The 24,955-nt window shown below is 55.6% G+C and carries 24 protein-coding genes and 2 tRNA genes; 9 read left to right on the top strand and 17 right to left on the bottom strand.

Translation table 11 applies throughout. From position 1 onward, the window contains the following. Positions 1 to 24: 24 nt before the first annotated feature. Genes garR through COO59_RS13990 form a run of 5 tightly spaced genes read right to left on the bottom strand, consistent with a single transcriptional unit; the run spans position 25 to position 5,769 of the window. Positions 25 to 915: a 2-hydroxy-3-oxopropionate reductase gene (gene garR / locus COO59_RS14010; RefSeq protein WP_103060407.1), complete on the bottom strand. Its 891-nt coding sequence runs from the start codon at positions 913 to 915 to the stop codon at positions 25 to 27. A 13-nt stretch (positions 916 to 928) separates the two neighbouring features. Further along, positions 929 to 1,690 (bottom strand): 2-dehydro-3-deoxyglucarate aldolase, encoded by a 762-nt coding sequence (garL, locus tag COO59_RS14005; RefSeq protein WP_103060406.1) that lies wholly within the window; start codon positions 1,688 to 1,690, stop codon positions 929 to 931. A gap of 25 nt (positions 1,691 to 1,715) precedes the next feature. Continuing rightward, positions 1,716 to 3,056, bottom strand: coding sequence for a glucarate dehydratase (gudD, locus tag COO59_RS14000; protein ID WP_103060405.1), 1,341 nt, complete (start codon positions 3,054 to 3,056; stop codon positions 1,716 to 1,718). 10 nt (positions 3,057 to 3,066) lie between these two features. Then, positions 3,067 to 4,413, bottom strand: a complete 1,347-nt coding sequence (locus COO59_RS13995; RefSeq protein WP_103060404.1) for an enolase C-terminal domain-like protein — start codon at positions 4,411 to 4,413, stop codon at positions 3,067 to 3,069. Between the two features lie 9 nt (positions 4,414 to 4,422). Further along, positions 4,423 to 5,769 (bottom strand): MFS transporter, encoded by a 1,347-nt coding sequence (locus COO59_RS13990; RefSeq protein WP_103060403.1) that lies wholly within the window; start codon positions 5,767 to 5,769, stop codon positions 4,423 to 4,425. 521 nt (positions 5,770 to 6,290) lie between these two features. Between COO59_RS13990 and garD the strand changes: the two genes are divergently transcribed. Next, entirely contained in the window at positions 6,291 to 7,853 is a 1,563-nt protein-coding gene (gene garD, locus COO59_RS13985) for a galactarate dehydratase (RefSeq protein WP_103060402.1), read from the top strand. 35 nt (positions 7,854 to 7,888) lie between these two features. Here garD and COO59_RS13980 read toward each other — a convergent pair whose 3' ends face one another. From COO59_RS13980 to syd, 4 genes are all read right to left on the bottom strand, one after another. Beyond that, complete coding sequence (locus COO59_RS13980; RefSeq protein WP_103060401.1) at positions 7,889 to 8,335, bottom strand: flavodoxin; 447 nt, start codon at positions 8,333 to 8,335, stop codon at positions 7,889 to 7,891. An 11-nt stretch (positions 8,336 to 8,346) separates the two neighbouring features. Next, on the bottom strand, positions 8,347 to 9,126 hold the full coding sequence (truC, locus tag COO59_RS13975) for a tRNA pseudouridine(65) synthase TruC (RefSeq protein WP_103060400.1): 780 nt from the start codon (positions 9,124 to 9,126) through the stop codon (positions 8,347 to 8,349). Beyond that, the gene (locus tag COO59_RS13970) at positions 9,126 to 9,455 is read right to left on the bottom strand and encodes a YqcC family protein (RefSeq protein ID WP_103060399.1); all 330 of its coding nucleotides are present in this window, start codon (positions 9,453 to 9,455) and stop codon (positions 9,126 to 9,128) included. Before COO59_RS13970 ends, truC begins: the two co-directional genes overlap by 1 nt. A gap of 602 nt (positions 9,456 to 10,057) precedes the next feature. Beyond that, complete coding sequence (gene syd / locus COO59_RS13965) at positions 10,058 to 10,612, bottom strand: SecY-interacting protein (protein WP_103060398.1); 555 nt, start codon at positions 10,610 to 10,612, stop codon at positions 10,058 to 10,060. A gap of 106 nt (positions 10,613 to 10,718) precedes the next feature. Between syd and queF the strand changes: the two genes are divergently transcribed. The 3 genes from queF to xni all read left to right on the top strand — a co-directional run bounded on the left by queF (position 10,719) and on the right by xni (position 13,908). Further along, on the top strand, positions 10,719 to 11,564 hold the full coding sequence (gene queF, locus COO59_RS13960; RefSeq protein ID WP_103060397.1) for an NADPH-dependent 7-cyano-7-deazaguanine reductase QueF: 846 nt from the start codon (positions 10,719 to 10,721) through the stop codon (positions 11,562 to 11,564). A gap of 183 nt (positions 11,565 to 11,747) precedes the next feature. Further along, entirely contained in the window at positions 11,748 to 13,112 is a 1,365-nt protein-coding gene (gene ppnN / locus COO59_RS13955; RefSeq protein ID WP_103060396.1) for a nucleotide 5'-monophosphate nucleosidase PpnN, read from the top strand. 37 nt (positions 13,113 to 13,149) lie between these two features. Further along, positions 13,150 to 13,908 carry a flap endonuclease Xni gene (gene xni / locus COO59_RS13950; protein ID WP_103060395.1) on the top strand — a complete coding sequence of 253 codons (759 nt, stop codon included), beginning with the start codon at positions 13,150 to 13,152 and terminating at the stop codon, positions 13,906 to 13,908. Positions 13,909 to 14,017: 109 nt separating this feature from the next. Here xni and COO59_RS13945 read toward each other — a convergent pair whose 3' ends face one another. The 5 genes from COO59_RS13945 to COO59_RS13925 all read right to left on the bottom strand — a co-directional run bounded on the left by COO59_RS13945 (position 14,018) and on the right by COO59_RS13925 (position 17,757). Further along, positions 14,018 to 14,185 carry a YhfL family protein gene (locus tag COO59_RS13945; protein WP_103060394.1) on the bottom strand — a complete coding sequence of 56 codons (168 nt, stop codon included), beginning with the start codon at positions 14,183 to 14,185 and terminating at the stop codon, positions 14,018 to 14,020. A 537-nt stretch (positions 14,186 to 14,722) separates the two neighbouring features. Beyond that, a complete protein-coding gene (rlmM, locus tag COO59_RS13940) occupies positions 14,723 to 15,823 on the bottom strand; it encodes a 23S rRNA (cytidine(2498)-2'-O)-methyltransferase RlmM (protein WP_103060393.1) in 1,101 nt (366 codons plus the stop codon). Beyond that, on the bottom strand, positions 15,816 to 16,211 hold the full coding sequence (locus COO59_RS13935; RefSeq protein WP_103060392.1) for a DUF423 domain-containing protein: 396 nt from the start codon (positions 16,209 to 16,211) through the stop codon (positions 15,816 to 15,818). The genes rlmM and COO59_RS13935 overlap by 8 nt, the downstream gene beginning before the upstream one ends. A 53-nt stretch (positions 16,212 to 16,264) precedes the next feature. After that, positions 16,265 to 17,182 carry a transcriptional regulator GcvA gene (locus COO59_RS13930; protein ID WP_103060391.1) on the bottom strand — a complete coding sequence of 306 codons (918 nt, stop codon included), beginning with the start codon at positions 17,180 to 17,182 and terminating at the stop codon, positions 16,265 to 16,267. A gap of 350 nt (positions 17,183 to 17,532) precedes the next feature. Beyond that, positions 17,533 to 17,757 (bottom strand): YgdI/YgdR family lipoprotein, encoded by a 225-nt coding sequence (locus tag COO59_RS13925; RefSeq protein WP_103060390.1) that lies wholly within the window; start codon positions 17,755 to 17,757, stop codon positions 17,533 to 17,535. 217 nt (positions 17,758 to 17,974) lie between these two features. Between COO59_RS13925 and csdA the strand changes: the two genes are divergently transcribed. Then, entirely contained in the window at positions 17,975 to 19,180 is a 1,206-nt protein-coding gene (csdA, locus tag COO59_RS13920) for a cysteine desulfurase CsdA (RefSeq protein WP_103060389.1), read from the top strand. Positions 19,181 to 19,185: 5 nt separating this feature from the next. Next, positions 19,186 to 19,650, top strand: coding sequence for a cysteine desulfurase sulfur acceptor subunit CsdE (csdE, locus tag COO59_RS13915; protein ID WP_103060388.1), 465 nt, complete (start codon positions 19,186 to 19,188; stop codon positions 19,648 to 19,650). Here csdE and tcdA read toward each other — a convergent pair. Continuing rightward, the gene (gene tcdA / locus COO59_RS13910) at positions 19,613 to 20,416 is read right to left on the bottom strand and encodes a tRNA cyclic N6-threonylcarbamoyladenosine(37) synthase TcdA (protein WP_103060387.1); all 804 of its coding nucleotides are present in this window, start codon (positions 20,414 to 20,416) and stop codon (positions 19,613 to 19,615) included. The two genes, csdE and tcdA, sit on opposite strands and share 38 nt — an antisense overlap. Positions 20,417 to 20,470: 54 nt before the next feature. Further along, a complete protein-coding gene (mltA, locus tag COO59_RS13905; RefSeq protein ID WP_103060386.1) occupies positions 20,471 to 21,622 on the bottom strand; it encodes a murein transglycosylase A in 1,152 nt (383 codons plus the stop codon). A 202-nt stretch (positions 21,623 to 21,824) separates the two neighbouring features. On the opposite strand from mltA, the gene COO59_RS13900 reads away from it, so the two are divergent. Both COO59_RS13900 and COO59_RS13895 read left to right on the top strand, forming a co-directional pair. After that, a tRNA-Met gene (locus tag COO59_RS13900) sits at positions 21,825 to 21,901 on the top strand. A gap of 49 nt (positions 21,902 to 21,950) precedes the next feature. Further along, positions 21,951 to 22,027 (top strand) — tRNA-Met (locus tag COO59_RS13895). An 89-nt stretch (positions 22,028 to 22,116) separates the two neighbouring features. On the opposite strand, the gene amiC is transcribed toward COO59_RS13895, so the two are convergent. Next, positions 22,117 to 23,361: an N-acetylmuramoyl-L-alanine amidase AmiC gene (gene amiC / locus COO59_RS13890; protein WP_103060385.1), complete on the bottom strand. Its 1,245-nt coding sequence runs from the start codon at positions 23,359 to 23,361 to the stop codon at positions 22,117 to 22,119. 232 nt (positions 23,362 to 23,593) lie between these two features. On the opposite strand from amiC, the gene argA reads away from it, so the two are divergent. Then, positions 23,594 to 24,922: an amino-acid N-acetyltransferase gene (gene argA, locus COO59_RS13885; RefSeq protein ID WP_103060384.1), complete on the top strand. Its 1,329-nt coding sequence runs from the start codon at positions 23,594 to 23,596 to the stop codon at positions 24,920 to 24,922. Positions 24,923 to 24,955: the final 33 nt, after the last annotated feature.

Raw genomic sequence — 24,955 nt, 5'->3', positions numbered from 1 at the left:
CCGGCTTTAAACCGATGCGGATGGCTAGCGTGAAATTTCAACCTTCGCTAACTTTTCATAATAGCAGGCCAGCGCACTGTGGTCGGAGGTGCCCATGCCATCCGCTTTCAACGCCTGCATCATTTCCATAACGGCGGCGGTTAACGGCAGCTGCGCGCCAATGTCGTGCGAGGTATCCAGCGCATTGCTGAGATCTTTAATATGCAGATCGATACGGAAACCCGGCTTAAAGTTACGATCCATGACCATCGGCGCTTTAGCATCCAGTACCGTGCTGCCCGCCAGTCCGCCACGGATGGCCTGATAAACCAGCTCCGGGTTGACGCCCGCTTTCGTCGCCAGGGTTAGCGCCTCGGACATCGCCGCAATATTCAGCGCGACAATCACCTGGTTCGCCAGCTTGGTGACGTTGCCCGCGCCAATATCGCCGGTATGCACCACCGAACCGGCCATCGCTTTCATCAGATCGTAATAACGATCGAAAACCGCTTTATCGCCGCCCACCATCACCGAAAGCGTCGCGTCGATCGCTTTTGGTTCGCCGCCGCTCACCGGCGCATCCAGCATGTGGATGCCCTTTTCCGATAGCGCCTGATGGATCTCGCGGCTGGCCAGCGGAGCGATGGAGCTCATATCAATCAGTACCGTGCCGGGTTTCGCGCCCTCGATGATGCCGTTTTCGCCCAGCGCCACCTCTTTAACATGCGGCGAGTTCGGCAACATAGTAATGATCACGTCGCACTGCCCGGCAACCTCTTTTGGCGTTTTCGCCGTGGTGGCGCCCAGCTCAACCAGTTCCGCCTCGTTTCCCGCACTGAAATCACGAACCACCAGCGTATAACCCGCTTTTACCAGGTTTTTGCTCATTGGTTTGCCCATGATGCCGAGGCCAATAAATCCAATTTTCATTGTCATTCCCCTTGTTAAGCTATTTTTTAAAACGATCGCAAAGCGCCTGCGTTGCATTACGGAAAACGCCCAGATCGCTTCCCACGGCGACAAAGGTTGCTCCCCATTCAAGATAGCGGCGCGCGTCAGCCTCTGCCGGCGCAAGGATGCCGCTCGGTTTGCCTGCGGCTTTCGCACGCGCAAAGATATGCTGAATCACCTTTAATACTTCAGGATGGGCGGGCTGCCCCAGATAACCGAGCGCGGCGGAAAGGTCGCCCGGACCGACAAAAATCCCGTCAACGCCCTCTACCCTGGCGATGCTGTCGAGATTGTCCACGCCCTGCTGGCTTTCAATTTGCACCAGCACGCTGACGTTACTGTTGATGTCGAGGTTGTAGTCCGGCAGCGTGCCGTACATATTGCTGCGATGCGAAACCGAGACGCCGCGAATACCGGCGGGCGGATAGCGCGTTGAGGCCACGGCCAGCACGGCTTCCTCTTCGCTTTCCACAAAGGGAATCAAAAAGTTATAAAAACCAATATCCAGCAGGCGTTTGATAATCACCGGCTCATTGCAGGGCGGACGTACCACCGCCGCGCTGGGGCTGCCTTTAAGCGCCATCAGCTGCGGCACAAAGGTGGTGACATCGTTCGGCGCATGTTCGCCGTCCAGCACCAGCCAGTCGAAACCCGCCAGGCCGAGAACTTCCGTGGTAATAGGATTCGCCAGCGAACACCAGCTGCCGATCAGCGTTTCACCACTCAGCAGACGCTGACGAAAACGGTTAGGATAAGACATACTGTTTCCTCTCGGTTAGGCGCGCTTAGCGCACCAGGCATGGACGTTTGTTGTTAAAGCTCCAGTTCGGCACCAGGAACTGCATCGCCTGCGCATCATCGCGCGCCCCTAATCCGTGCTGCTGATAAAGCTCGTGCGCTTTCATCACCTGATCCATATCCAGCTCGACGCCCAGGCCCGGCTTCTGCGGCACCTGCACCATGCCGCCCTTAATTTCCAGCGGCTGCTTCGTCAGGCGCTGGTTGCCCTCCTGCCAGATCCAGTGCGTATCAATGGCGGTAATCTTGCCCGGCGCGGCGGCGGCAACGTGGGTAAACATCGCCAGCGAGATATCAAAATGGTTATTGGAATGGGAGCCCCAGGTCAGGCCGAATTCATGGCACATTTGCGCCACGCGCACCGAGCCTTGCATGGTCCAGAAATGCGGGTCGGCCAGCGGAATATCGACCGACTGCAGCGACAGGGTATGCCCCATCTGACGCCAGTCGGTGGCGATCATATTGGTGGCGGTCGGCAGGCCGGTGGCGCGACGGAACTCCGCCATCACCTCGCGTCCTGAATAACCCTGTTCGGCGCCGCACGGATCTTCGGCATAGGCCAGCACGTTGCGCAGCTGTTTACCCAGCTTAATCGCCTCTTCCAGCGACCAGGCGCCGTTGGGATCGAGCGTAATGCGCGCTTCCGGGAAACGCTGCGCCAGCGCGGTCACCGCTTCCGCCTCTTCGCTGCCTGCCAGCACGCCGCCCTTCAGTTTGAAATCGTTAAAACCATATTTCTCATACGCCGCTTCGGCCAGCCTGACTACCGCCTGTGGCGTCAGCGCCTCTTCATGACGCAGGCGATACCAGTCGCAGCTGGCATCCGGCTCGCTCTGATAAGACAGCGACGTTTTACGTCGATCGCCAACGTAGAACAGATAGCCCAGCATCTCGACCCGATCGCGCTGCTGGCCTTCGCCCAACAGGCTGGCGACGTTAACGCCAAGAAACTGCCCCAGCAGGTCAAGCAGCGCGGCCTCGATGCCGGTAACCACGTGGATGGTGGTACGCAGATCGAAAGTTTGCGTGCCGCGCCCGCTGACATCGCGATCGGCGAAGGTGTTACGCACCTGGCTGAGCAGGTTTTTATATTCGCCCAGCGTATGACCGACAAGCAGGGCCGCCGCCTCTTCCAGCGTCTGGCGGATCTTTTCGCCGCCGGGAATTTCACCTACGCCGGTATGGCCCGCGTTATCTTTGATAATCACGATATTGCGGGTAAAAAAAGGTGCGTGCGCCCCGCTCAAATTGAGCAGCATACTGTCATAACCGGCAACCGGGATGACCTGCATCGCGGTAATTTTCGGCGTAGCGTTCTGTTGGCTCATGGTCGGTTCCTTATGCTTTTCTGCGCCCAAACGCCGGGCGCTTGCGATCAAATGTCCAGCCGGGAATGAGGTACTGCATCGCGGTCGCGTCGTTACGCGCGCCGCCCGGCAACGTTTTGTACAGTTCGTGCGCCTGTTGCAGGCGTTCCCAGTCCAGTTCAATACCCAGTCCGGGCTTATCGGGCACGGCAATTTTGCCCTGACGGATCTGCAAAGGCTCTTTGGTCAGACGACAGTCGCCTTCCTGCCAGATCCAGTGCGTATCAATGGCGGTCGGCTTACCCGGCGCGGCCGCGCCGACGTGGGTAAACATCGCCAGGGAAATATCGAAATGATTGTTGGAATGGCAGCCCCAGGTCAGGCCCCAGTCGTCGCAGAGCTGCGCAACGCGCACCGCGCCGCTTAAGGTCCAGAAGTGCGGATCGGCCAGAGGAATATCGACCGCGTTCAGCATTACCGCGTGCTGCATTTCACGCCAGTTGGTGGCGATCATATTGGTGGCAACCGGCAGGCCGGTGGCGCGGCGAAACTCCGCCATCACCTCGCGCCCGGAATAGCCCTGTTCGGCACCGCAGGGATCCTCGGCATAGCTGAGAACATCCTGTAGCCCTTTGCAGAGGGCGATCGCCTCATCCAGCCTCCAGGCGCCGTTAGGGTCAACGGTGATCCGCGCGTCCGGGAAGCGTTTTTTCAACGCCCGTGCGGTTTCTATTTCATCTTCGCCCGGCAGCACGCCGCCTTTTAGCTTGAAGTCTTTAAAGCCATAGCGATCCTGCGCGGCTTCCGCCAGCCGTACCACCGCCGCACTGTCCAGCGCCTGCTGATGGCGCAGGTGATACCAGTCGTGCGTCGCCTGTTCGCCGCTAAGGTAAGGCAGATCCGTTTTTTGGCGGTCGCCGATATAAAACAGATAGCCCAGCACCGTAACTTCATCGCGCTGTTTACCCGGCCCAAGCAGCTCGGCTACCGGCACATTCAGGCACTGGCCCAGCAGATCCAGCAGGGCGGCCTCCAGCGCGGCCACCGCATTGACCCGTAGTTCAAATGTCCAGGCGCCTTTGCCGAACGTATCGAAGTCAGCGTGCTGATTACCTTTATGTACCTGCTGCACCAGCCGGTTCATCCGTCCAACCTCGTGGCCCACCACCTGTGGGATCGCCTCGTTCAGCGTCTGCCAGATGGTTTCACCGCCCGGCGCTTCGCCAAGGCCGGTATGCCCGGCGCTATCGGTCAGCACCACGATATTGCGGGTAAAGTAAGCGCTATGCGCCCCGCCGATATTGAGCAGCATACTGTCATGACCGGCGACCGGAATAACTTTCATCTCAGTAATAACGGGCGTGCTTTGCGTATTCATCGCCTCTCCTTACGCTATTTTTTTCAATTCGATACGTTTGATATTGCCCACCAGCACCAGATAGCTCAGCACCGCGACGAAAGCATGGATGCCCACGTAAATCAGCGCGCCGTTATAAGAGCCGGTGGCGGCAATGATGTAGCCGATAGCGATTGGCGTAATGATGCCGGAAATGTTGCCGAACATATTGAACAGGCCGCCGCTGAGGCCGCTGATCTCTTTAGGCGCGGTATCCGCCATGACCGCCCAGCCGAGCGCCCCGATGCCTTTACCGAAGAAGGCGGTCGCCATAAAGAACACCACGAGCCATTCCGTATCGACGTAGTTACAGGTCACCATCGAAATAGAGAGCAGCATGCCGAGCACAATCGGCGTTTTACGGGCGATATTCAGCGAACCGGTTTTACGCATCAGCCAGTCGGAGATAACGCCGCCGAGCACGCCGCCAAGGAAACCGCAAATAGCCGGAATGGAGGCGATAAACCCCGCTTTCAGAATCGACATGCCGCGCGCCTGCACCAGATAAACCGGGAACCAGGTAATAAAGAAGTAGGTCAGCGCGTTAATGCAGTACTGGCCGAGATAGATGCCGATCATCATACGCGAGGTAATCAGCTGGCGAATTTGGCTCCATTTTTCACCTCCGCTGACTTTTTGCTGGTTCTTTTTCGCGTCCATATTGATCAGCGCGCCGCCCTGCTCCATATACTCCAGCTCGGCCCGGTTTACGCCCGGATGATCGTTAGGATCGTGGATCACTTTCAGCCAGATAAAGCTGAGGATGATGCCCAGTCCGCCCATAAACCAGAACACGTGCGACCAGCCAACCTGAGCGGTCAGCCAGCCCATAATCGGCGCGAAAATAACGGTGGCAAAATATTGCGCTGAGTTAAAAATCGCCACGGCGGTCCCGCGCTCCTGCGCCGGAAACCAGGCGGCGACAATCCGACTGTTGCCGGGGAAAGAAGGCGCCTCCGCCAGCCCCACCAGGAAGCGCAGCATGAACAGCGCGACGATAACGGTAAAGCCGGAAAAAATATCCACGAAGCCCTGTAACAGCGTAAACAGCGACCAGATAAAGATGCTCCAGAAATAGACGCGCTTCGAGCCGAAGCGGTCAAGCAGCCAGCCGCCGGGGATTTGGCCAATCACGTAGGCCCATGAGAATGCCGAGAAGATATAGCCCATACCGACCGGATCGAGGCCAATATCTTTCGCCATCTGGGAGCCGGCAATCGAAAGCGTGGCGCGGTCGCCATAGTTAAAGGACGTGACGATAAACAGCATCACGACGATCCAGTATCGTGCGTTAGTTCTTTTTTCCACGGCGCTCTCCGCCTGGCTGTATGAATTCATGATGCACTCCTGAAATATAGCGGTACGCTACTTTCCACTCTGACTGCATACACATCGCGTTGAGTATCAGAATGAGGTTGGGTTAAACATGCGATAGTTATCCATTAGCAAAAACATGTATTACGCAGCGCGGCTGTCTCACCGGTTGTCAAACCAGGGAAAAAGTATAGGGAGCGCAACGGGGCAATTCACTGGAGTAAAGCCTGATATTTGGCGGTGAAAAGCGCTTATTTTATGGCGTTTGCATAATTCGCTGCGGCACGGCTCACGGAATCGTTGTTTTCAGGCCAATCGGCTGCGGGCCCTGGATAGCGCGGGTCGGGTTTGTGAGCCTCTTCACTTGCATTTGTTCTAAAGCCTGAAAATGAAGTGAACAGAAAATTGAAACCAGGTCATTTGCATAATGCCCGCGGCATTGCCGCTTCATATACTTTTCACAGCAAAAACTTAAGACGCGGTTTTCACCAGCGCCATCTTCCTTTTCCTTTCCAACCTTTTTCCATTTACTGGATACCGAAGCAATGAAAACAGTGCATAAAGAGACGCCGCGCTATATCCGGGTACACGCAGACGATAATGTCGCTATCGTGGTAAATGACAACGGCCTGCCTGCCGGCACCCTGTTTCCATGCGGGCTGCGCCTGACGGAACATGTTCCTCAGGGGCATAAGGTGGCGCTCAGCGCGATTGCGCGCGGCGAAACCATTCGTCGTTATGGTGAAGTTATTGGCTACGCGCTACGTGATATTGCCCAGGGCAGCTGGATTGAAGAATCGCTGGTGGCGCTGCCCGAAGCGCCGCCGCTGGAAAGTCTGCCGCTGGCGACGCGCGTGCCTGAGCCGCTGCCGCCGCTGGAAGGCTATACCTTTGCAGGCTACCGCAACGCCGACGGCAGCGTCGGCACGCGCAATCTGCTGGGGATTACCACCAGCGTGCACTGCGTGGCCGGCGTGGTGGATTACGTGGTCACTATTATTGAGCGCGAGCTTTTGCCGCGTTATCCCAACGTTGACGGCGTGGTGGCGCTGAATCATCTTTACGGCTGCGGCGTGGCGATCAATGCGCCAGCGGCCATTATCCCTATCCGCACCATTCATAATCTGGCTCTGAACGCCAACTTCGGCGGTGAAGCGATGGTGGTGAGCCTCGGCTGTGAAAAGCTGCAGCCGGAGCGGCTGTTAGCCGCTAACGGCGATGACGTGCAGGCGATCGCCCTCGGCGACGAGGATATTGTGCGTTTGCAGGATGAACGCCATGTCGGCTTCCAGGCGATGGTGCAGGAGATCCTGCGCGTGGCGGATCGGCACCTGCAACGCCTGAACCAGCGCCAGCGAGAAACCTGTCCCGCTTCCGAGCTGATTGTTGGTATGCAGTGCGGCGGCAGCGATGCTTTCTCCGGCGTGACGGCGAATCCAGCGGTGGGCTACGCCTCGGACCTGCTGGTGCGCTGCGGCGCAACGGTGATGTTTTCCGAAGTCACCGAAGTTCGCGATGCGATTCATCTGTTAACGCCGCGCGTGGTGGATAAGGCGACCGGTAAACGTCTGCTGGAAGAGATGGCCTGGTATGATGACTATCTGCGCCAGGGACAAACCGATCGTAGCGCCAACCCCTCGCCGGGCAATAAAAAAGGTGGGCTGGCAAACGTGGTCGAAAAGGCGCTCGGCTCGATTGCTAAATCAGGACGCAGCGCCATCGTTGAGGTGCTGTCGCCCGGACAGCGCCCGACCAAACGCGGATTGATTTATGCCGCCACGCCCGCCAGCGATTTTGTCTGCGGCACGCAGCAGATGGCCTCCGGCATTACGCTGCAGGTTTTCACCACCGGGCGCGGCACGCCGTATGGTCTGGCTGCTATTCCGGTAATCAAAATGGCCACGCGCACCGCGTTAGCAAACCGCTGGCACGATTTAATAGATATTAATGCGGGCACCATTGCGACCGGGGAAGAGTCCATTGAACAGGTGGGCTGGCGCTTATTCGAGTTAATTCTGGATATTGCCAGCGGCCGCCAGCAAACCTGGTCCGATCGCTTTGGCATTCGCAATGCGCTGGCGGTGTTTAATCCGGCTCCGGTAACCTGACCGGGGAAGGCTGGCGCCTACCGGAGCGGGAAGGATTACAGCAGCTTGCCCCAGCTTTCAACCCAGGGCGAGGTGACGCTTTCTGGCTCCGGTGATTCCAGCGCATCCACCAGCAGCACATCGCCTATGCGCGTTGCCCCCTGCTCCTGCAGCTGCGCATCAAAGGTTTTGCCCGCGCCGCAGAAATGATCGTAGCTGCTGTCTCCCAGCGCGATAACGCCATAGCGCAGCTGAGGCTGATGGCCCAGCTTCTCCTTTACGTCGTGATACAGCCCGGCAATGCTGTCGGGGAAATTCCCCTGGCCGGTGGTCGACGTGACGATCAGCGCAACTTTATCGCCGTACTGCTGCCAGTCGCTAAAGCCGGGATCTTCAAAAATCTGTACCTGATGCCCCTGCTCTTGCAGGATCGGTTCGGCCTCTTCCGCGACCAGCAACGCGTTGCCGTACACCGTTCCGACGAAAATACCTATCTGCGCCATAAACTTCTCCCTTAGAGTGATTCTCTATCCTGGCCTGGCGATTGTTCAAACTCAACCCTGGGAATATCAGGGAGATGATGCTGCCAGCCAAACTGCTGCATCAGGCGCTGCCAGTCATGATCGAGCCCGGCACGCAGGATAAGCGGCTCGCCGGTTACCGGATGGTTCAGCGCCAGGCTGCTGGCGTGCAGCATTAAGCGATCGCAGCCGAAATGCTGCGCCACGCCGCGGTTCTGGCGTAAATCGCCGTGCGTGGTATCGCCAATAATCGGATGGCGTAAATGAGAAAGGTGACGACGCAGCTGATGTTTGCGGCCCGTCGCTGGCTGAAGCTCCACCAGACTGTAACGGGAGGTGGGATAGCGGCCAATAGCCACCGGCTGTTCAGTTATCGCCAGCCCGCGCCAGTCGGTTACCGCCGGCTGCGGCCCTTTATCCGGCGAGGCATATTTGTCGCCTATTTTATCCAGCTCTTCGGTCAGCGGATAATCAAGCCGCTCCGCGCCCTGCAGCCAGCCACGCGCCACGGCATGATAGGTTTTCACCATCTGATGCTGCTCAAACTGCTGCGACAGCAGACGGCCGACTTCACTGGAAAGCCCCATCAGCAGCACGCCAGAAGTGGGACGATCGAGCCGATGCGCGGTAAATACGTGCTGGCCAATTTGATCGCGCACCGTCTGCATCACCACAACTTTTTCTTTGCGATCCAGCCAGCTGCGATGCACCAGCCAACCAGCCGGTTTATTTACCGCTACCAGCCATTCGTCTTGATAGATAATTTCCAGCATCAGCGATCCGTGGTAGTAAACAGCGCATCGAGCGCGCTAAGGTGGGCCAGCAGCTCGTGCCGTCCCGGCGTCCCGGCGTCCAGCGCCATTTCATAATAGGGCGCGATGGCAAAATTTTGCGGCAGCGCAGCTCCGGCGTCGAGCAGGGCGTGCATACGGGGGATCAGCACCCACTGCAACCACTGCAGCGGCCGCATGGTATCGAGGAAAAACGGCTGCGTGCTGTCGAACGCTGCCGACTCAGGCGCTTCGTTTTGCCATAGCGCATGCGTTTTCAGTAATGCTTCGATCGCCAGCAACCCCTGACGAACCTGATGTTCACGGTGCATGGGCATCCTCACAACGGGTGAAATTTTAAGGGCGGCAAGCATAGCATCGGTGGGCCGGTGGGAAAACGCGCGGCATAAAAAAAGGGGCACTGTAATACAGTGCCCCCGGTTCGTTTGCAGCCGTCCTGCTACTTTATTGCTCCCTGCTCATCCATGAAAACTTTTCCCTGTTGTCATCCTGACAAACCCGCCTTCATGGCGATACTCCATTGGCTTTCCTGGCCCACCAGACATCCTGTCTGGCTCTCATTCTCCGTCCTGGAGGTGTCCTTTTATTCCAGCCTGGAATATTCGGCTTCATCCTGAAGCTATCCTTTAACGCATTTCCCTGCGCGGCAGATCATCCTGCTGAACGCCTTCCCTGACGTTGTCCATTCCACGGATTCCCTTTCCGATAATATGTAGTTTGCCTCAGCCAGCACAGGAAACAAGCTACCTTTTCCGTTAACAATTAAAGCAGGCAAAAATCTGAAAAGGCGGATTTCACTAAGTTCATGATTTACATTATTTTCACAAAAAAACCTTTGGTTTCCTTGCCGTTTATCCTGGCGATCTCTCACAGCTTACGTAAGAGATCTCTCACAATAAGTCGAGCCAATCACTTAACTAAGCTCAGTAACTGGTTGTAATGACTTAAGAAATATCCGAATATCCGGCGCCAGTTTTTTGCGCTGCTGCGTTCCCAACGTTTCGCAGATCACTTCGCCGGTTAAATTACACACCGATATAACTTCTGAATCAGATGAGGTTGTGGCAATAAATAATGTCGGGGTTTGTTTTAAACGCCTTTTCATCACCAGGTGCCCAATCAGGTTTTCCTGCACGCGCACAAAATCGTCCTCGCTCCATACCTGAAGTAAAGTGATCGGCTGTTGCTCGAATGTCGCCGGCATATCTCCGGCGTACTGCGTTGTATAATAGCTCACCACCGCAGGCTGCAGCTGCAGTTCCAGCGCCCGTTCTACCGCAGCCAAATGCGGCTCGGCGCTAAAAGGCTGTGGCTGCCACAGCACGCGCTCGCCGCGATTTTCTACCGCGCAAGGCGAAGGAACCGCATATAATTCTGCGCTGGCGGGCAGGTGCCCATACCGCTGTTGCCATTGTTGGCAGTAATGCTGAGTGAAGTCACGCAACGCGGCGGCAATTAGATCATTCATCTTTTTTTACTCCAGGCTGACTGAGTTACACTACAGCCTTATTTACCGTTTCTTTATCACCGGAAAAGACACCGCTCGTCACCCCTGACGGGTTTGAGGTTACGTTATGTCTTCTTATGAACAACATCAGGCGCTTGCCAGCCTGACTCTGGGCAAGCCGACCGCCTGGCAGGATCGTTACGAACCTGGCCTGCTGCAGGCAGTGCCTCGCTCGCTTAATCGTGAGCCCCTGGGCCTTTATCCTGTTAACCTGCCCTTCCACGGCGCAGATATCTGGACATTGTATGAGCTCTCCTGGCTGAACGCCAAAGGCGTTCCACAGGTCGCCGTGGGCGAAGTGGTGCTACAGGCGGACAGCCTTAACCTGATCGAATCAAAAAGTTTCAAGCTCTATCTTAACAGCTTTAACCAGACGCGCTTTGCCGACTGGGGCGAGGTGCGCCAGACGCTGGAACGTGATTTGCGCGCCTGCGCTCAGGGAGAGGTCAGCGTGGCGCTGTTTCGCCTGCAGGAAATTGAAGGGCAGCCGATTGGTCAGTTCGACGGTTTCTGTATTGATGAGCAGGACATCAGCATTGATGACTACCAGTTCAACGCCGATTATCTGGCCGATGCCGCAGGCGAAGAGATCGTTGAAGAGACGCTGGTTAGCCATTTGCTGAAATCGAACTGCCTGATTACCCATCAGCCTGACTGGGGTTCGGTACAAATCCGCTATCGCGGGCCGCGCATCAGACGTGAGGCATTGCTACGCTACCTGGTCTCGTTCCGCCGTCACAATGAGTTCCATGAGCAGTGCGTAGAACGTATCTTTAACGATCTGCTGCGCTTCTGCCAGCCGGAAACGCTGTCGGTTTACGCCCGCTATACGCGACGCGGCGGACTGGATATTAATCCGTGGCGCAGCAATAGTGACTTTTCGCCCAGCCATTCACGCCTGGTGCGCCAGTAAACTGCGGAGCTCCTCGCAGGACTACGTTCTGTTACAGGAATCGGTTGAGGAACTTCAGCACGGCAGGCTACTCTGAGAAACAGCGGTGGCGCTACACCACCGCTCAGGGATTTTCTCGTCACCGGGCGGTTGCCGTAACGGCACGGTGTCATTTGTCACCCTGGCGGGTGTAAAGGAGTTCACTTGATTACACATATCAGCCCACTTGGCTCGATGGATTTGCTTTCGCAATTAGAAGTCGACATGCTGAAGCGTACGGCCAGCAGCGATCTCTATCAGCTGTTTCGCAACTGTTCTCTCGCCGTGCTTAATTCCGGTAGCCAGACTGACAGCAGCCATGAGCTGCTCTCCCGCTTTGAAAACTTCGATATTAATGTGCTGCGCCGTGAGCGTGGCGTAAAACTGGAACTGATCAATCCGCCGGAAGAGGCTTTTGTTGACGGACGCATTATCCGTTCTTTGCAGGCTAACCTGTTTGCCGTACTGCGCGACATTCTGTTTGTAACGGGTCAGTTCGAGACGGCAGGCCGCTTTCAGCAGCTCGATCTGGATAATTCCGTTTATATTACCAACCTGGTTTTTTCTATCCTGCGTAATGCGCGCGCCCTGCACGTGGGCGAATACCCGAATACGGTGGTGTGCTGGGGCGGCCACTCGATTAACGCTACAGAATATCAGTATTGCCGCAACGTTGGCACCCAGCTGGGCCTGCGCGAACTGAATATCTGTACCGGCTGCGGGCCTGGCGTAATGGAAGCGCCGATGAAGGGCGCCGCTGTCGGCCATGCTCAGCAGCGCTATCGCGAAGGACGTTTTATCGGCCTGACCGAGCCGTCGATTATTGCCGCAGAGCCGCCGAATCCGCTGGTCAATGAGCTGATTATCATGCCGGATATTGAAAAGCGTCTGGAAGCGTTTGTGCGTATCGCGCACGGCATTATCATTTTTCCGGGCGGCGTCGGTACGGCGGAGGAGCTGCTATATCTGCTGGGTATTCTGATGAACCCGGAAAATAACGATCAGGTGCTGCCGCTGATCCTGACCGGGCCAAAAGAGAGCGCTGATTATTTCCGCGTGCTGGATGAATTTATCGTTAATACCGTCGGCGAGCAGGCGCGTCGCTATTACACCATTATTATTGACGATGCAGCCGAAGTGGCGCGCCAGATGAAAAAAGCGATGCCGCAGGTTAAAGAGAATCGTCGTGAAAGCGGCGATGCTTACAGCTTTAACTGGTCGCTGCGTATTGAGCCGGACTTACAGGTTCCCTTCCTGCCAACGCATGAGAATATGGCGAATCTTAATCTCTATCCTAATCAGCCCCCGGAAAAACTGGCGGCAGCCTTACGCCGCGCCTTCTCCGGCATTGTGGCCGGTAACGTGAAGGAGATAGGTATCCGCGAGATTCGGCAGAAAGGCCCGTATAAACTTCATGGCGATCCGGCCATTATGCACCGCATGGACGATCTGCTGCAGGGCTTTGTGGCCCAGCACCGCATGAAGCTACCGGGTACGGCCTATATTCCGTGCTACGAAATCATTAAATAATGCCAAACGGGCGGCATCAGGCTGCCCATCTTTAACTATGACTATTCATTTATTAATTATTGATGCGCTAAATCTTATCCGCCGCATTCATGCGGTGCAGGGAACGCCCTGTCAGGATCGCTGCGTCGCGGCATTGCAGCAGCTGCTGGGCCATACGCAGCCCACGCATGTCGTTGCGGTATTTGATGATGAGCTGCGCCGTGAGGGCTGGCGGCATCAGCTGTTGCCGGATTATAAGGCGGGACGTCCCCCGATGCCGGAAGATTTGCAGCGGGAAATGCCCATGCTGCAGGCGGCGTTTCGTCAGGCTGGCGTGCCCTGCTGGGCCGCCGAAGGCGATGAGGCCGACGATCTGGCGGCTACGTTGGCCGTGAAGGTGGCGCAAAGCGGCTATCAGGCGACGATTGTTTCAACGGATAAAGGTTATTGTCAGCTGCTGGCGCCTGAGATCCGAATTCGCGATTATTTTCAGAAACGGTGGCTGGATTTACCTTTTATTGAGCAGGAATTCGGCGTCGCGCCAGCAAGGCTGCCTGATTTTTGGGGGCTGGCAGGGATTAGCAGTAGCAAAATACCTGGCGTAGCCGGAATTGGTCCCAAAAGCACCAGCCAGTTATTACAGCAGTTTGGTTCGCTGGAAGCGCTGTATCAGCAGCTTGATGCGGTGCCGGATAAGTGGCGCAAGAAGTTAAGCGAACAGCGCGAGATGGCCTTTATTAGCCAGCGCGTCGCTACGCTGCGCACCGATCTTCATCTTAACGGTAATCTGAAAGATTTACGGCTACGGGGAAATTAGCCAGACCTGGCCTTAAGCAATAAAATCTGGTGATTGTTAATAAATTTATTTTCAAATTAAAAATGCTGGTCAATTAAGACCAGCATGAAGCGCTATAACAAAAATGCTGTTATTTATCTGCCGGGCCGCAGCCGCCAATGATTTTAGAGATAGAGACAGCCGGGTGCAGTAAATAGTCATAATCGCAGTTTTTTTCTTTATTATAAACGCTACCGGTACAGCCGGTCAGAGTTACCAGAAAAGCGGACAGAATAGCGAATTTGCAAGCCTTTTTCATTGTAATTTCCTTTTTAATTAAGAGTTCCCTTTAATACAGCGCGAAGCCATATGAATGGCTTCGTTCATAATACAACCCTAAATATATAAATCTGTCAATAAAAACGAAGGCAGCCTGAATATTGATCCTGGCGGGGGTTATTTTTGTTATTTACCCTGAACGGTTACATTCTGTTTATGGCGTTATTTGTTGTGGTTATGTTTATTTATTTAAAGAGAAAGTTTCAGGCTTTGGGTGCCGACAGCAGCGCTGGTGGCGTTAATGCGACAATTTTTCATCTGAATGCGAGAGGCAGGCGTTACCGCCCACCAGCACCGGAATACCGTTACCGAAAAAAGTCGACGGCCTTCGCGAGTGGGCGCGACGGGAAGCCGCTATGTCCTGAGTATACAGAACTTCTGGCGCCTATTCCCGTCACGGCTTCGTTACCCTTGCGATCGGCATCTGGAAAATGTGCTGGTAGGTTTCGGTGCCGCATACGAAATATGAGCGAGCAGACGGCTCAGTAATCCAGAAAGGCGGATTACCTCGCCTGCTTTAACGCTCGTCGCGGCGGCCCGGCACGGCTCCCCAAACGCGGCGAATATGCACCGTCACCTCTTCACGATCGTGATAAAGCTGGCGCGCCTGAATTTGAGCGTTAATGCCGTTTTCCTGCAGCTTCTCCTGCATCATCGCCAGGTTCTGTGACACCTCTTCATAGCGCTTCTTCATTGGCAGCTTAAGATTAAAAATCGCCTCACGACACCAGCCGTTAATCAGCCACTCCGCCATCAAATTAGCCACGCGCACCGGCTTTTCCACCATATCGCACACCACCCAGCTGATATTGCTGCGCGTCGGGCGATACTTAAAACCATCCTCACGATGATGCATCACCTGGCCGGTATCCATCAGAGAAGGCGCCATCGGACCATTATCCACCGCATGCACCATCATGCTGCGTTTCACCAGTTGATAAGTCCAGCCGCCCGGACAGGCGCCCAGATCCACCGCATACATCCCGCTTGCCAGACGTTCATCCCACTCATCGGCCGGAATAAACACATGAAACGCCTCTTCCAGCTTCAGCGTGGAACGGCTCGGTGCATCAGAAGGAAACTTAAGACGGGGAATACCCATAAAAAACGGCGAATTATTGTTGGGATAAGAGTACCCCACATAACAGTGGCCAGAAGCGATAAAAAAGACATGGATCACCGGCCGGCTGGCGCTCTCATAATTCAGCAAACTCTTCTGCTGACGCAGCGCCGCACGCAGCGGAACGGTAAACTTGCGGCAAAACTTCAGCAGTTCCTTCGCTTCGTTGGTATCCGGTACCTCGACCCTTAAGTCGCCGCCCTTCTCTACCACCCCGTTCAGCATCCCGGCCACCGGGGAAATACGATCCTCAGGCGGCAAATCACGCAGCAGATCGCCGACCACCACCATCTGACGGGCAAAAATCAGCTCGCTGAAAGGCAGCTCGCGCGCCAGCTTATCGGCATCGGCGGCGGCATAACACTCAAACAGCACATAGCCCGCATTCTCTTTTACCCGAGCGAAACCATAAACTTCACGCTGCGCCGCCTTATCGGTAATTTCTGCCGCACACTCTTTCTCAAAACCGGAACGGCAATATAACAACACTTTATTCATGGCGATCTGCCTTTCTCTTCAGACGCAGCGCGCCGATTAACATTAAAATCCAACCAATCAGAAAACAGGTGCCGCCTACTGGCGTAACAAACACCCACATCTTCAGATGCGACAGCGCCAGACAATAAAGACTGCCGCTAAACAGCACCACGCCCAGGGCTAAAAACGCGCTGCTCCAGTAAAACCAGATATTGGCGCGGCGTAGCATCGCCGCAGCCAGGCCGATAATGGTCAGCGTATGCCACGCCTGGTAATCCAGCCCGGTATGAATCCAGGCCATTTCCGTCGTCCCCAGAGACTGACTCAGGACGTGCGCCCCGAATGCGCCAAAAGCGACAAAGAAAAAGCCGCTAATGGCAGAAAAAATTAACATTGCACGACTGGACATCGAACGATCCTCGTAACATAACGCGCCGGGTCACTCCGTCGCGGATAAATAGGTTAATTGGCGTAGCGGAAGCGGAATTTCTCCTGCTCGCTTGCGGCTTTTGCCAGAATCCAGTGCCGAAAGGCGGCTATTTTACCCAGTTCTGCCTGGCTGTCATGACAAACCAGATAAAAAGCATTTTTACTTACCAACACATCATTAAATGGGCAAACCAGGCGGCCCGCCTCAATTTCACTTTGCGCCATGACATTGTTCGCCAGCGCCACGCCCTGGCCATGAATCGCCGCCTGCAGCACCATCGCGCTGTGGCTGAAAATAGGCCCCTGCTGCACATTAATGTGCTGCAAGCCTAACTGACGCGTATAGGATTGCCAGTCGCGGCGCGAAGCGTCGTGCAACAGCGTCATATGCTCTAAATCGGCTGGCGTTTTCAAGGGTTTATCGCCGGTGAGCAGCAGCGGCGAGCAAACCGGCAGCAGATATTCAGCATACAGTTTCTCTACGCGCAGTCCCGGCCAGTTGCCGCGACCATAAAAAATCGCCACGTCAACATCGTCAGCCAGTTTCTCTTCTTCCCGGTCCACCGCCTGGATACGTACGTCGATTCCCGGATAAGCTGAGTTAAAGCTGGAAAGACGCGGCACCAGCCACTGAATCGCAAAACTCGGCAGCAGGCTGACCGTCAGAGCGCCCCTGGCGCTGCGCGACTGCAGCTTGCGCGTCGCATCGTTGAGCGCGGAGAAAATCTCCTTAATATCCAGATAGTAGCTTTGACCTTCCTCGGTTAATAATAGCGAACGATTACGCCGCCGAAACAGCTTCAGACCGAGAAAATCTTCCAGAGATTTAATCTGATGGCTTACAGCCGCCTGGGTAACAAACAGCTCTTCAGCCGCTTTGGTAAAGCTAAGATGACGCGCTGCTGCATCAAAAACGCGCAGGGCATTCAGTGGTGGAAGACGTTTTGACATGGTTTCCAAATCTTGGATGAAACACTTTGACGCAACCCGACAGCATCGCGTTACGTATTAGATTTTTTTATCCGAGACATTATAAATTGTCCGTTGAGGAAGCTCCAGCAAATACCTATAGTTGCCGCACTTCCTGAGCCGGAACGAAAAGTTTTTCAGAATAAGCGGGAAACGGCTGATTCAGAAGGCTTTTGGCTTGTGGATGTGATGTTGTGTTTGCAATTTGATCTGACGCTTTTCAGATCGGGTAGCTCAGCTACCGTTTATTCCTGTATTTCTGTAGATTTACCCTGTCTGTCCATAGTGATTTTAATAGCACCGCAAAATGCGGTGCTTTTTTTTGCCTGAAATTACTGGCCCATCTCTACCATCTCTTTCACATCAGAGCGGTTGATCTGCTGTTCGTTGCCCTGGACATCTTTATAGCTGATCATACCGGTATCATCGTCTACCATAGGCTTACCGTTGGTAATAATGGTGCGGCCATCATTGGTATGCATGACGTAATTGCTGGAACAGGCTGCTAAAGTAAAAATCATGGCACAGGCGGCCAGTACTGCGGCGAGTTTTTTCATTTTCTGTCTCCTTGCGGATTAAATGCGATAAACCAACCGTCGCGGTCAGCCAGATGAATGCCGCTCAGTATCAACATTCAGCCTGGCAAACCGATGGTAAACAGTTTAAACCTTGCCTTTTCAGCATAACGCGGATCTGCTGCTTCGCCAGCGGCTTAGGAGATTTTCAACCTGTTCCTGGCAGCATTTGCTAAACCTTTATTGTAATGAGAACCGCATGACCCTATTTAATCCCGCCCAGTTACGTCAGCAGTTTCCGGCGCTGGCAAACGCGGGCGTTTATCTGGACAGCGCCGCCACGGCGCTCAAACCGCAGGCGGTTATTGAGGCCACCCAGCATTATTACAGCCTGAGTGCCGGGACCGTCCATCGCAGCCAGTATGCCGCGGCGCGTAAGCTCACCGAGCGCTATGAAAGCGCACGCGCGCAGGTCGCCGGCCTGATTAATGCGCCGCATCCGCAGACGATTATCTGGACACGCGGCACCACCGAAGCGATCAACCTGGTGGCGCAGAGCGGATTAAGACCCACATTAAAGCCCGGCGACGAAATTATCGTCAGCGAAGCAGAGCACCATGCCAATCTGGTTCCCTGGCTGATGGTTGCCGGGCAGACCGGCGCCCGGGTGGTGAAATGGCCGCTGGACGCGCAGCATCTGCCGGATATGGCGCTGTTGCCCACGCTATTGAACAGTAAAACGCGCCTGCTGGCGCTGGGGCAGATGTCCAACGTTACCGGCGGCTGTCCCGATCTGGCGCAGGCGATTCATCTGGCGCATGCCGCTGGCGCGCTGGTTATGGTAGACGGCGCGCAGGGCGTGGTGCATTGCCCGCCGGACGTACAGGCGCTGGATATTGATTTTTATGCATTTTCCGGCCACAAGCTTTACGGACCGATGGGCATCGGCGCGCTGTATGGTAAACCGGCGCTGCTGGAAGCGATGCCGGCCTGGCAGGGCGGCGGCAAAATGCTTAGCCATGTTGATTTCAGCGGCTTTACGCCGCAGCCGGTGCCGTGGCGCTTTGAGGCCGGTACGCCAAACGTGGCGGGCGTTATCGGCCTGAGCGCGGCGCTGGAATGGCTGGAAACCGTTGATATTGACGCCGCAGAACGCTGGAGCCGCAGCCTGGCGACGCTGGCGGAAGAGCAACTGCAGGCGATTCCCGGCTTCCGCAGCTTCCGCAGCGGCGAGTCCAGCCTGCTCTCTTTTGATATTGTCGGCATTCATCACAGCGATGTCGTCACGCTGCTGGCCGAAAGCGGCGTGGCGGTGCGCGCCGGTCAGCATTGCGCCCAACCGTTAATGGCGGCGCTGGGCGTCAGTGGTACGCTGCGCGCCTCATTTGCGCCCTATAATAGCCTGCAGGATGTCGATGCGCTGGTGCGCGCCATCCATAACGCCATCACTTTACTGGCCGAGTAACGACTATGACGCTTATCGCCCCACATCCGTTTGCTGAACTGATCACCGTTTCATCGTTAAAAGAAAAGTTTGCCGCCTGCCCCGGCTGGGAAGAGCGCTATCGCCAGCTGATCCTGCTGGGTAAACAGCTGCCGCCGCTGCCGGACGCGCTGAAAAGCGCGGGAATTGAGCTGAGCGGCTGTGAAAATCGCGTCTGGCTGGGCCATCAGCGTTTGCATGACGGATCGCTGCATTTTTATGGCGACAGCGAAGGAAGGATCGTACGCGGCCTGCTGGCGGTACTGCTGACTGCGGTAGAACGGCAGCAGCCGGAAACGTTGCTGCAGCAGGACCCGCTGCAGCTGTTTGATGAGCTGGGCCTGCGCGAACAGCTAAGCGCCTCGCGCAGCAGCGGGCTGGATGCGCTGGCGCGAGCGGTACGCGCAGCGGCGGCTAACCCTGACGCGCCGCCTTCGCCAACATTTTCTTAAGCACGTGTGATACCGCAACAAAACCAAAGGTGGCCGTTACCATCGTGGCGGCCCCAAAACCGGAGGCGCAATCCATCCGCTTCGGTCCTTCCGCCGTGCTGCGTGAAGCGCAAACGCTGCCGTCCGGCTGCGGATAAACCAACGCTTCGGTAGAGAACACGCAGTCGATGCCCAGCTTGCCTTTGCTATTCTTCACCACGCCGAAATCATGCTTTAGCCGCTCACGCAGCTTCGCCGCCAGCGGATCCTGAATCGTCTTCGCCAGATCGCTGACCTGAACCTGAACAGGATCGATTTGACCGCCGGCGCCGCCGGTCGTCACCACCGGGATCTTATTGCGCCGGCACCAGGCAAGCAGCGCCGCCTTGGGCCGCACGCTATCGATCGCATCAATCACATAGCTATAGCCAGCGCGCATGAGCTCGGCGGTATTATCGGGCGTAATAAAATCGTCCACGCAGTTAACCGTACATTCCGGATTGATCGCCAGAATGCGCTCGGCCATGACTTCCGTTTTTGCCTTGCCAACGTTGCCCTGCAAGGCATGAATTTGACGGTTGGTGTTGGTGATGCAAACGTCATCCATATCGATCAGCGTAATGCTGCCGATACCGGTACGCGCCAGCGCTTCCGCCGCCCACGAGCCGACGCCGCCAATGCCGATCACGCAGACGTGCGCATCGGCAAACAGCTGTAATGCGTCCTGACCATAGAGACGCGCCGTACCGCCAAAGCGCTGCCGCCAGGCGTCAGAGAGAACTCTCATGAAATAACCTTTTGCTAGTCGATAGCGGGCCAGAACGGCCCGCCATACGGAAGTTTACTGGCTGACGCTGACCAGCATTGAACCATTCTGGTTGTTTTGCGCGTTGCTGAACAGCATAGTGCCGCTGCCCGGCGCGCTGCGCAACACCCAAACGCGGCCATAGTGGTTAAAGAAACCCGCCATATGCCCCGCTTCCGGGCCGATGCCCTGGTAAATATCAAAGTGCTGGCCTTTGATTGCGCCGCCCACGTCCAGCGCCACCATCAACCGCATCTCATACTTGCCGGTAAATTTGCCGTCATTATTTAACAGCGGCACCTCCGCCAGCAGTACCGTTCCCGGCGGGATCAACGAGCGGTCCGCCGCCACCGACGCTTTCGCAATCAGCGGCACCGCGCTGGCGCCGCGCACCGGGGTAAAATTCTCCGGCTTAAAGAAAACAAAAGAGTTATTGGTTTCCAGCAGCGCACGCACCTCTTGCGGACTGTGGGCATCGGCCCACTTGCGGATCGCCTGCATTGACATATCTTCGCGCTTCACTTCACCGCGATCGATCAGCTCCTTACCGACGCTGTGATAGGCCCAGCCGTTCTTACCCGCATAGCCAAAGAACATCAGCGGACGCCCATCGCCGTAATCGACATAGCCGCTGCCCTGCACATCCATAATAAAGTTGTCCATCAGCGAATTGCTGTAGCCAATCACATAGCGATCGTCCAGCGAGCCGCTGTAGATCTGCGCCCGGCTCGGCAATTTACGGCCTTTACTGCGCGGCGGCATACGGTACAGCGGATACTGGAACTCGCCCTGACGCGTATAGCGCGCATGGATAACCGGCGTGTAATAACCGGTAAACTGGACGTTGCCGTAATTATCCATCCCTTCCATCTGATACGCATCCAGACCAAACAGCCGCAGCTGGCGCGTATCGCCGCCCGCCAGCAGCCAGTTCTCAATAGCGCTATAGGTATTATTTTGGCGTGTATATAAAGAAGAAGCGGCGAAGCGTATTTCACTGACCTGATCGCCGAAATCTTTACCGTTAACCGGGCGCCCTTTGGCGTTCGGCTGATTCACCAGCGCTAGCGGCTGCTCAATTTTGCCATCTTTATATTGCTGACCGCGATCGGTCGGCTTAGAAGAACATCCCGCCAGCAGTGCTAACAGCGCGCCCGTAACCCAATACTTTGTCCAACGTCCTTTCATTGCATTCTCACCTCAGCTGCTTGCAGGGCAAGATAGCAAAGGGGTTATAAGAATGAAATGCGTTACCGGAAAAAGTGTCGCGCCCTTTGTTTAATAAATCGCCAGGGAGCGGATATATTCATCAACCAGCCCTGCTATTCTAATTAATTTTCAAAAAGGGGTTGCATCATAATCCGGTAAGAGTATAGTGCGCTTCCACGGACGCGGGATGGAGCAGCCTGGTAGCTCGTCGGGCTCATAACCCGAAGGTCGTCGGTTCAAATCCGGCTCCCGCAACCAATTAAGCAGTACGCAATAGCTTGTCGTGACGGAAGCGACAACATCCGGACGCGGGATGGAGCAGCCTGGTAGCTCGTCGGGCTCATAACCCGAAGGTCGTCGGTTCAAATCCGGCTCCCGCAACCAATCATTAAAACACCCTCAAGGGTGTTTTTTTGTATCTGGCGTTTGGTAAAAAGCCGGTTCGCCCGCAAGCGCGCTCCCCGGTTATCTTGTTACTTATGGTGCGCCAGCGCCGCCCCTTTCGAAAAATAGGCTTTGATGCCGCCAAGAATCGCTTCAGCCACCTGCTGCTGATAGCGCGTCGTACGCAGCTTGCGCTCCTCCGCTGGATTACTGATAAACGCCGTCTCGACCAGAATCGATGGAATGTCGGGCGCCTTTAATACCGCAAACCCGGCCTGATCCACGCTGCGCTTATGCAGATGATTAACCCTTCCTATGCGCGTCAGCACTTCCTTACCAAACTTCAGGCTATCGGTAATGGTCTGGCTTTGCAGCATATCGAACATCGTATGGTCGAGGTAGCGATCGCCGCTTTTACTTACGCCGCCAATTAAATCCGATTCATTCTGCGTTTGCGCGAGAAAGCGCGCCGCCGTCGAGGTTGCGCCTTTCGTCGAGAGCGCAAATACCGAAGAACCGCGCGCCGCCCGACTGGTAAACGCATCGGCGTGAATGGAAACAAACAGATCGGCCCGCTGCTTACGCGCCTTCGCCACGCGTACCTTCAGCGGGATAAAGACATCTTCATTGCGCGTCATATAAGCGCGCATATTCGGTTCTTTATCAATTAACGCCTTCAGACGGCGGCCGATTTTCAGCACGATATCTTTTTCACGCGTTTTATGCAGGCCATGCGCGCCGGGATCTTCACCGCCGTGTCCCGGATCAATCATGATAACGATGGGACGGTCGCGCCCCGCTTTGCCGGGCAGCGGCGCCTCGGCAGGCTGCGTACGTTCCAGATTGCCCTGATTATAATCTTTAAGCAGCGCCAGCAGCGGATCGTTCTGCGTGTCGTGCGCCGAATAGAGATCGACCACCAAACGGTGCTTAAAACCGGCTACCGGTGCCAGGGTAAACAGGCGCGGCGCAACGTTCTGTTTTAGCTCCAGCACGATGCGCACGGTATTTTTATCGAACTGGCCTACGCGCGCCGTTTTGATATAGGGATCGTTTTTCTGCACCAGTTGCCCTACTCCCGTCAGCACCCGATTCAGGTGCAGATTTTCAAGATCGATCACCACGCGTTCGGGATGGCTCAGGGCGAACTGCTTATATTTCAGGGCCACGCTTGATTCAATGGTCAGGCGGGAATAGCTGGAAGAAGGCCAGATGCGCACCGCAACAATATGGCTGTTGGCCGCCAGCCCAACCCGGCTAACGCTCAGTAACCCTATTGCTCCAGCGCCCTGTAACAGCCGACGACGGCTGATGACGGGATGAGATTCGGACATGCCGCTCCAGATGCTGTGTTGTGTCTAAAAAAAAGCCAGGAAAAAAATGTGGCGAAAACTTTAACCCAATCGCTTTTATGCTGTCACCCGGAAAAGCCCATTAAATGCAGCCTGTTAAGCTTATTATCCGATTGTGAAAAATGATAAGCATCAATAAAAGCCGCTTGCACTTCCGACCACAAAAGAATAAAAATACACAAAAATCGAATATTCATGCAAAAGAGGGTTTGCCGTGAAGGAACGTAGCACCGCACTGGTTCAGGGTTTTCGTCATTCCGTTCCCTATATCAACGCCCACCGAGGTAAGACTTTTGTCATTATGCTCAGCGGCGAGGCGATTGAGCATGATAACTTTTCCAGCATAGTTAACGATATTGGCCTGCTGCATAGCCTCGGCATTCGGCTGGTCGTGGTGTATGGCGCCCGCCCGCAAATCGACGCCAGTCTGACAGAACATCAGCTGGAACCGCTTTATCACAAGCACACCCGCGTAACCGATGCGCAATCCCTTGAGCTGGTCAAGCAGGCCGCCGGACGTTTGCAGCTGGATATTACCGCCCGCCTGTCGATGAGCCTGAGCAATACGCCGCTGCAGGGCGCGCATATTAACGTGGTCAGCGGCAACTTTATTATTTCTCAGCCGCTGGGCGTGGACGATGGCATCGACTATTGCCACAGCGGACGAATTCGCCGTATTGATGAAGAGGCGATCCATCGCCAGCTCGACAGCGACGCGATTGTTTTGATTGGCCCGGTGGCGGTATCGGTGACCGGCGAAAGTTTTAATCTGACTTCGGAAGAGGTCGCAACCCAGCTGGCGATTAAGCTGCGGGCAGAAAAGATGATCGGCTTCTGCTCTGAGCAGGGCGCGACGGATGATAAAGGCAATATTATTTCCGAGCTGTTCCCGAACGATGCACAGGCGCGCATTGAAACCCTGGAGCAGCGCGGCGATTACCTCTCTGGCACGGTGCGTTTTCTACGCGGTGCGGTGAAGGCCTGCCGCAGCGGCGTGCGGCGCAGCCATCTGATCAGCTATCAGGAAGATGGCGCGCTGTTACAGGAGCTGTTCTCCCGTGACGGCATCGGCACGCAGATCGTGATGGAATCCGCCGAGCAGATCCGACGCGCCACTATTAACGATATTGGCGGGATTCTGGAGCTGATCCGCCCGCTGGAACAGCAGGGAATTCTGGTGCGCCGCTCGCGCGAGCAGCTGGAGATGGAGATCGATAAATTCACCATTATCGAGCGCGATAATCTGACCATCGCCTGCGCGGCGCTCTATCCCTTCCCGGAAGAGCAAATTGGCGAAATGGCCTGCGTCGCGGTACACCCGGACTATCGCAGTTCCTCACGCGGTGAAATGCTGCTGCAGCGTGTCGCGTTACAGGCGCGCCAGCTGGGGCTGAAAAAGCTGTTTGTGCTCACCACCCGCAGCATTCACTGGTTCCAGGAGCGCGGCTTTACACCGGTAGAGATAGAGCTGCTGCCGGAAAGTAAAAAGCAGATGTATAACTACCAGCGCCGTTCCAAAGTGCTGATGGCGGATTTAACGTAGCGCTTAGCGACGTAGCTGACCGGCACAGCCTGG

The organism is Mixta theicola (assembly GCF_002895925.1).
Lineage (GTDB): Bacteria > Pseudomonadota > Gammaproteobacteria > Enterobacterales > Enterobacteriaceae > Mixta > Mixta theicola.
The sequence above is the reverse complement of the archived record's forward strand: the minus strand, read 5'-3'. Positions and strand labels throughout refer to the sequence as shown.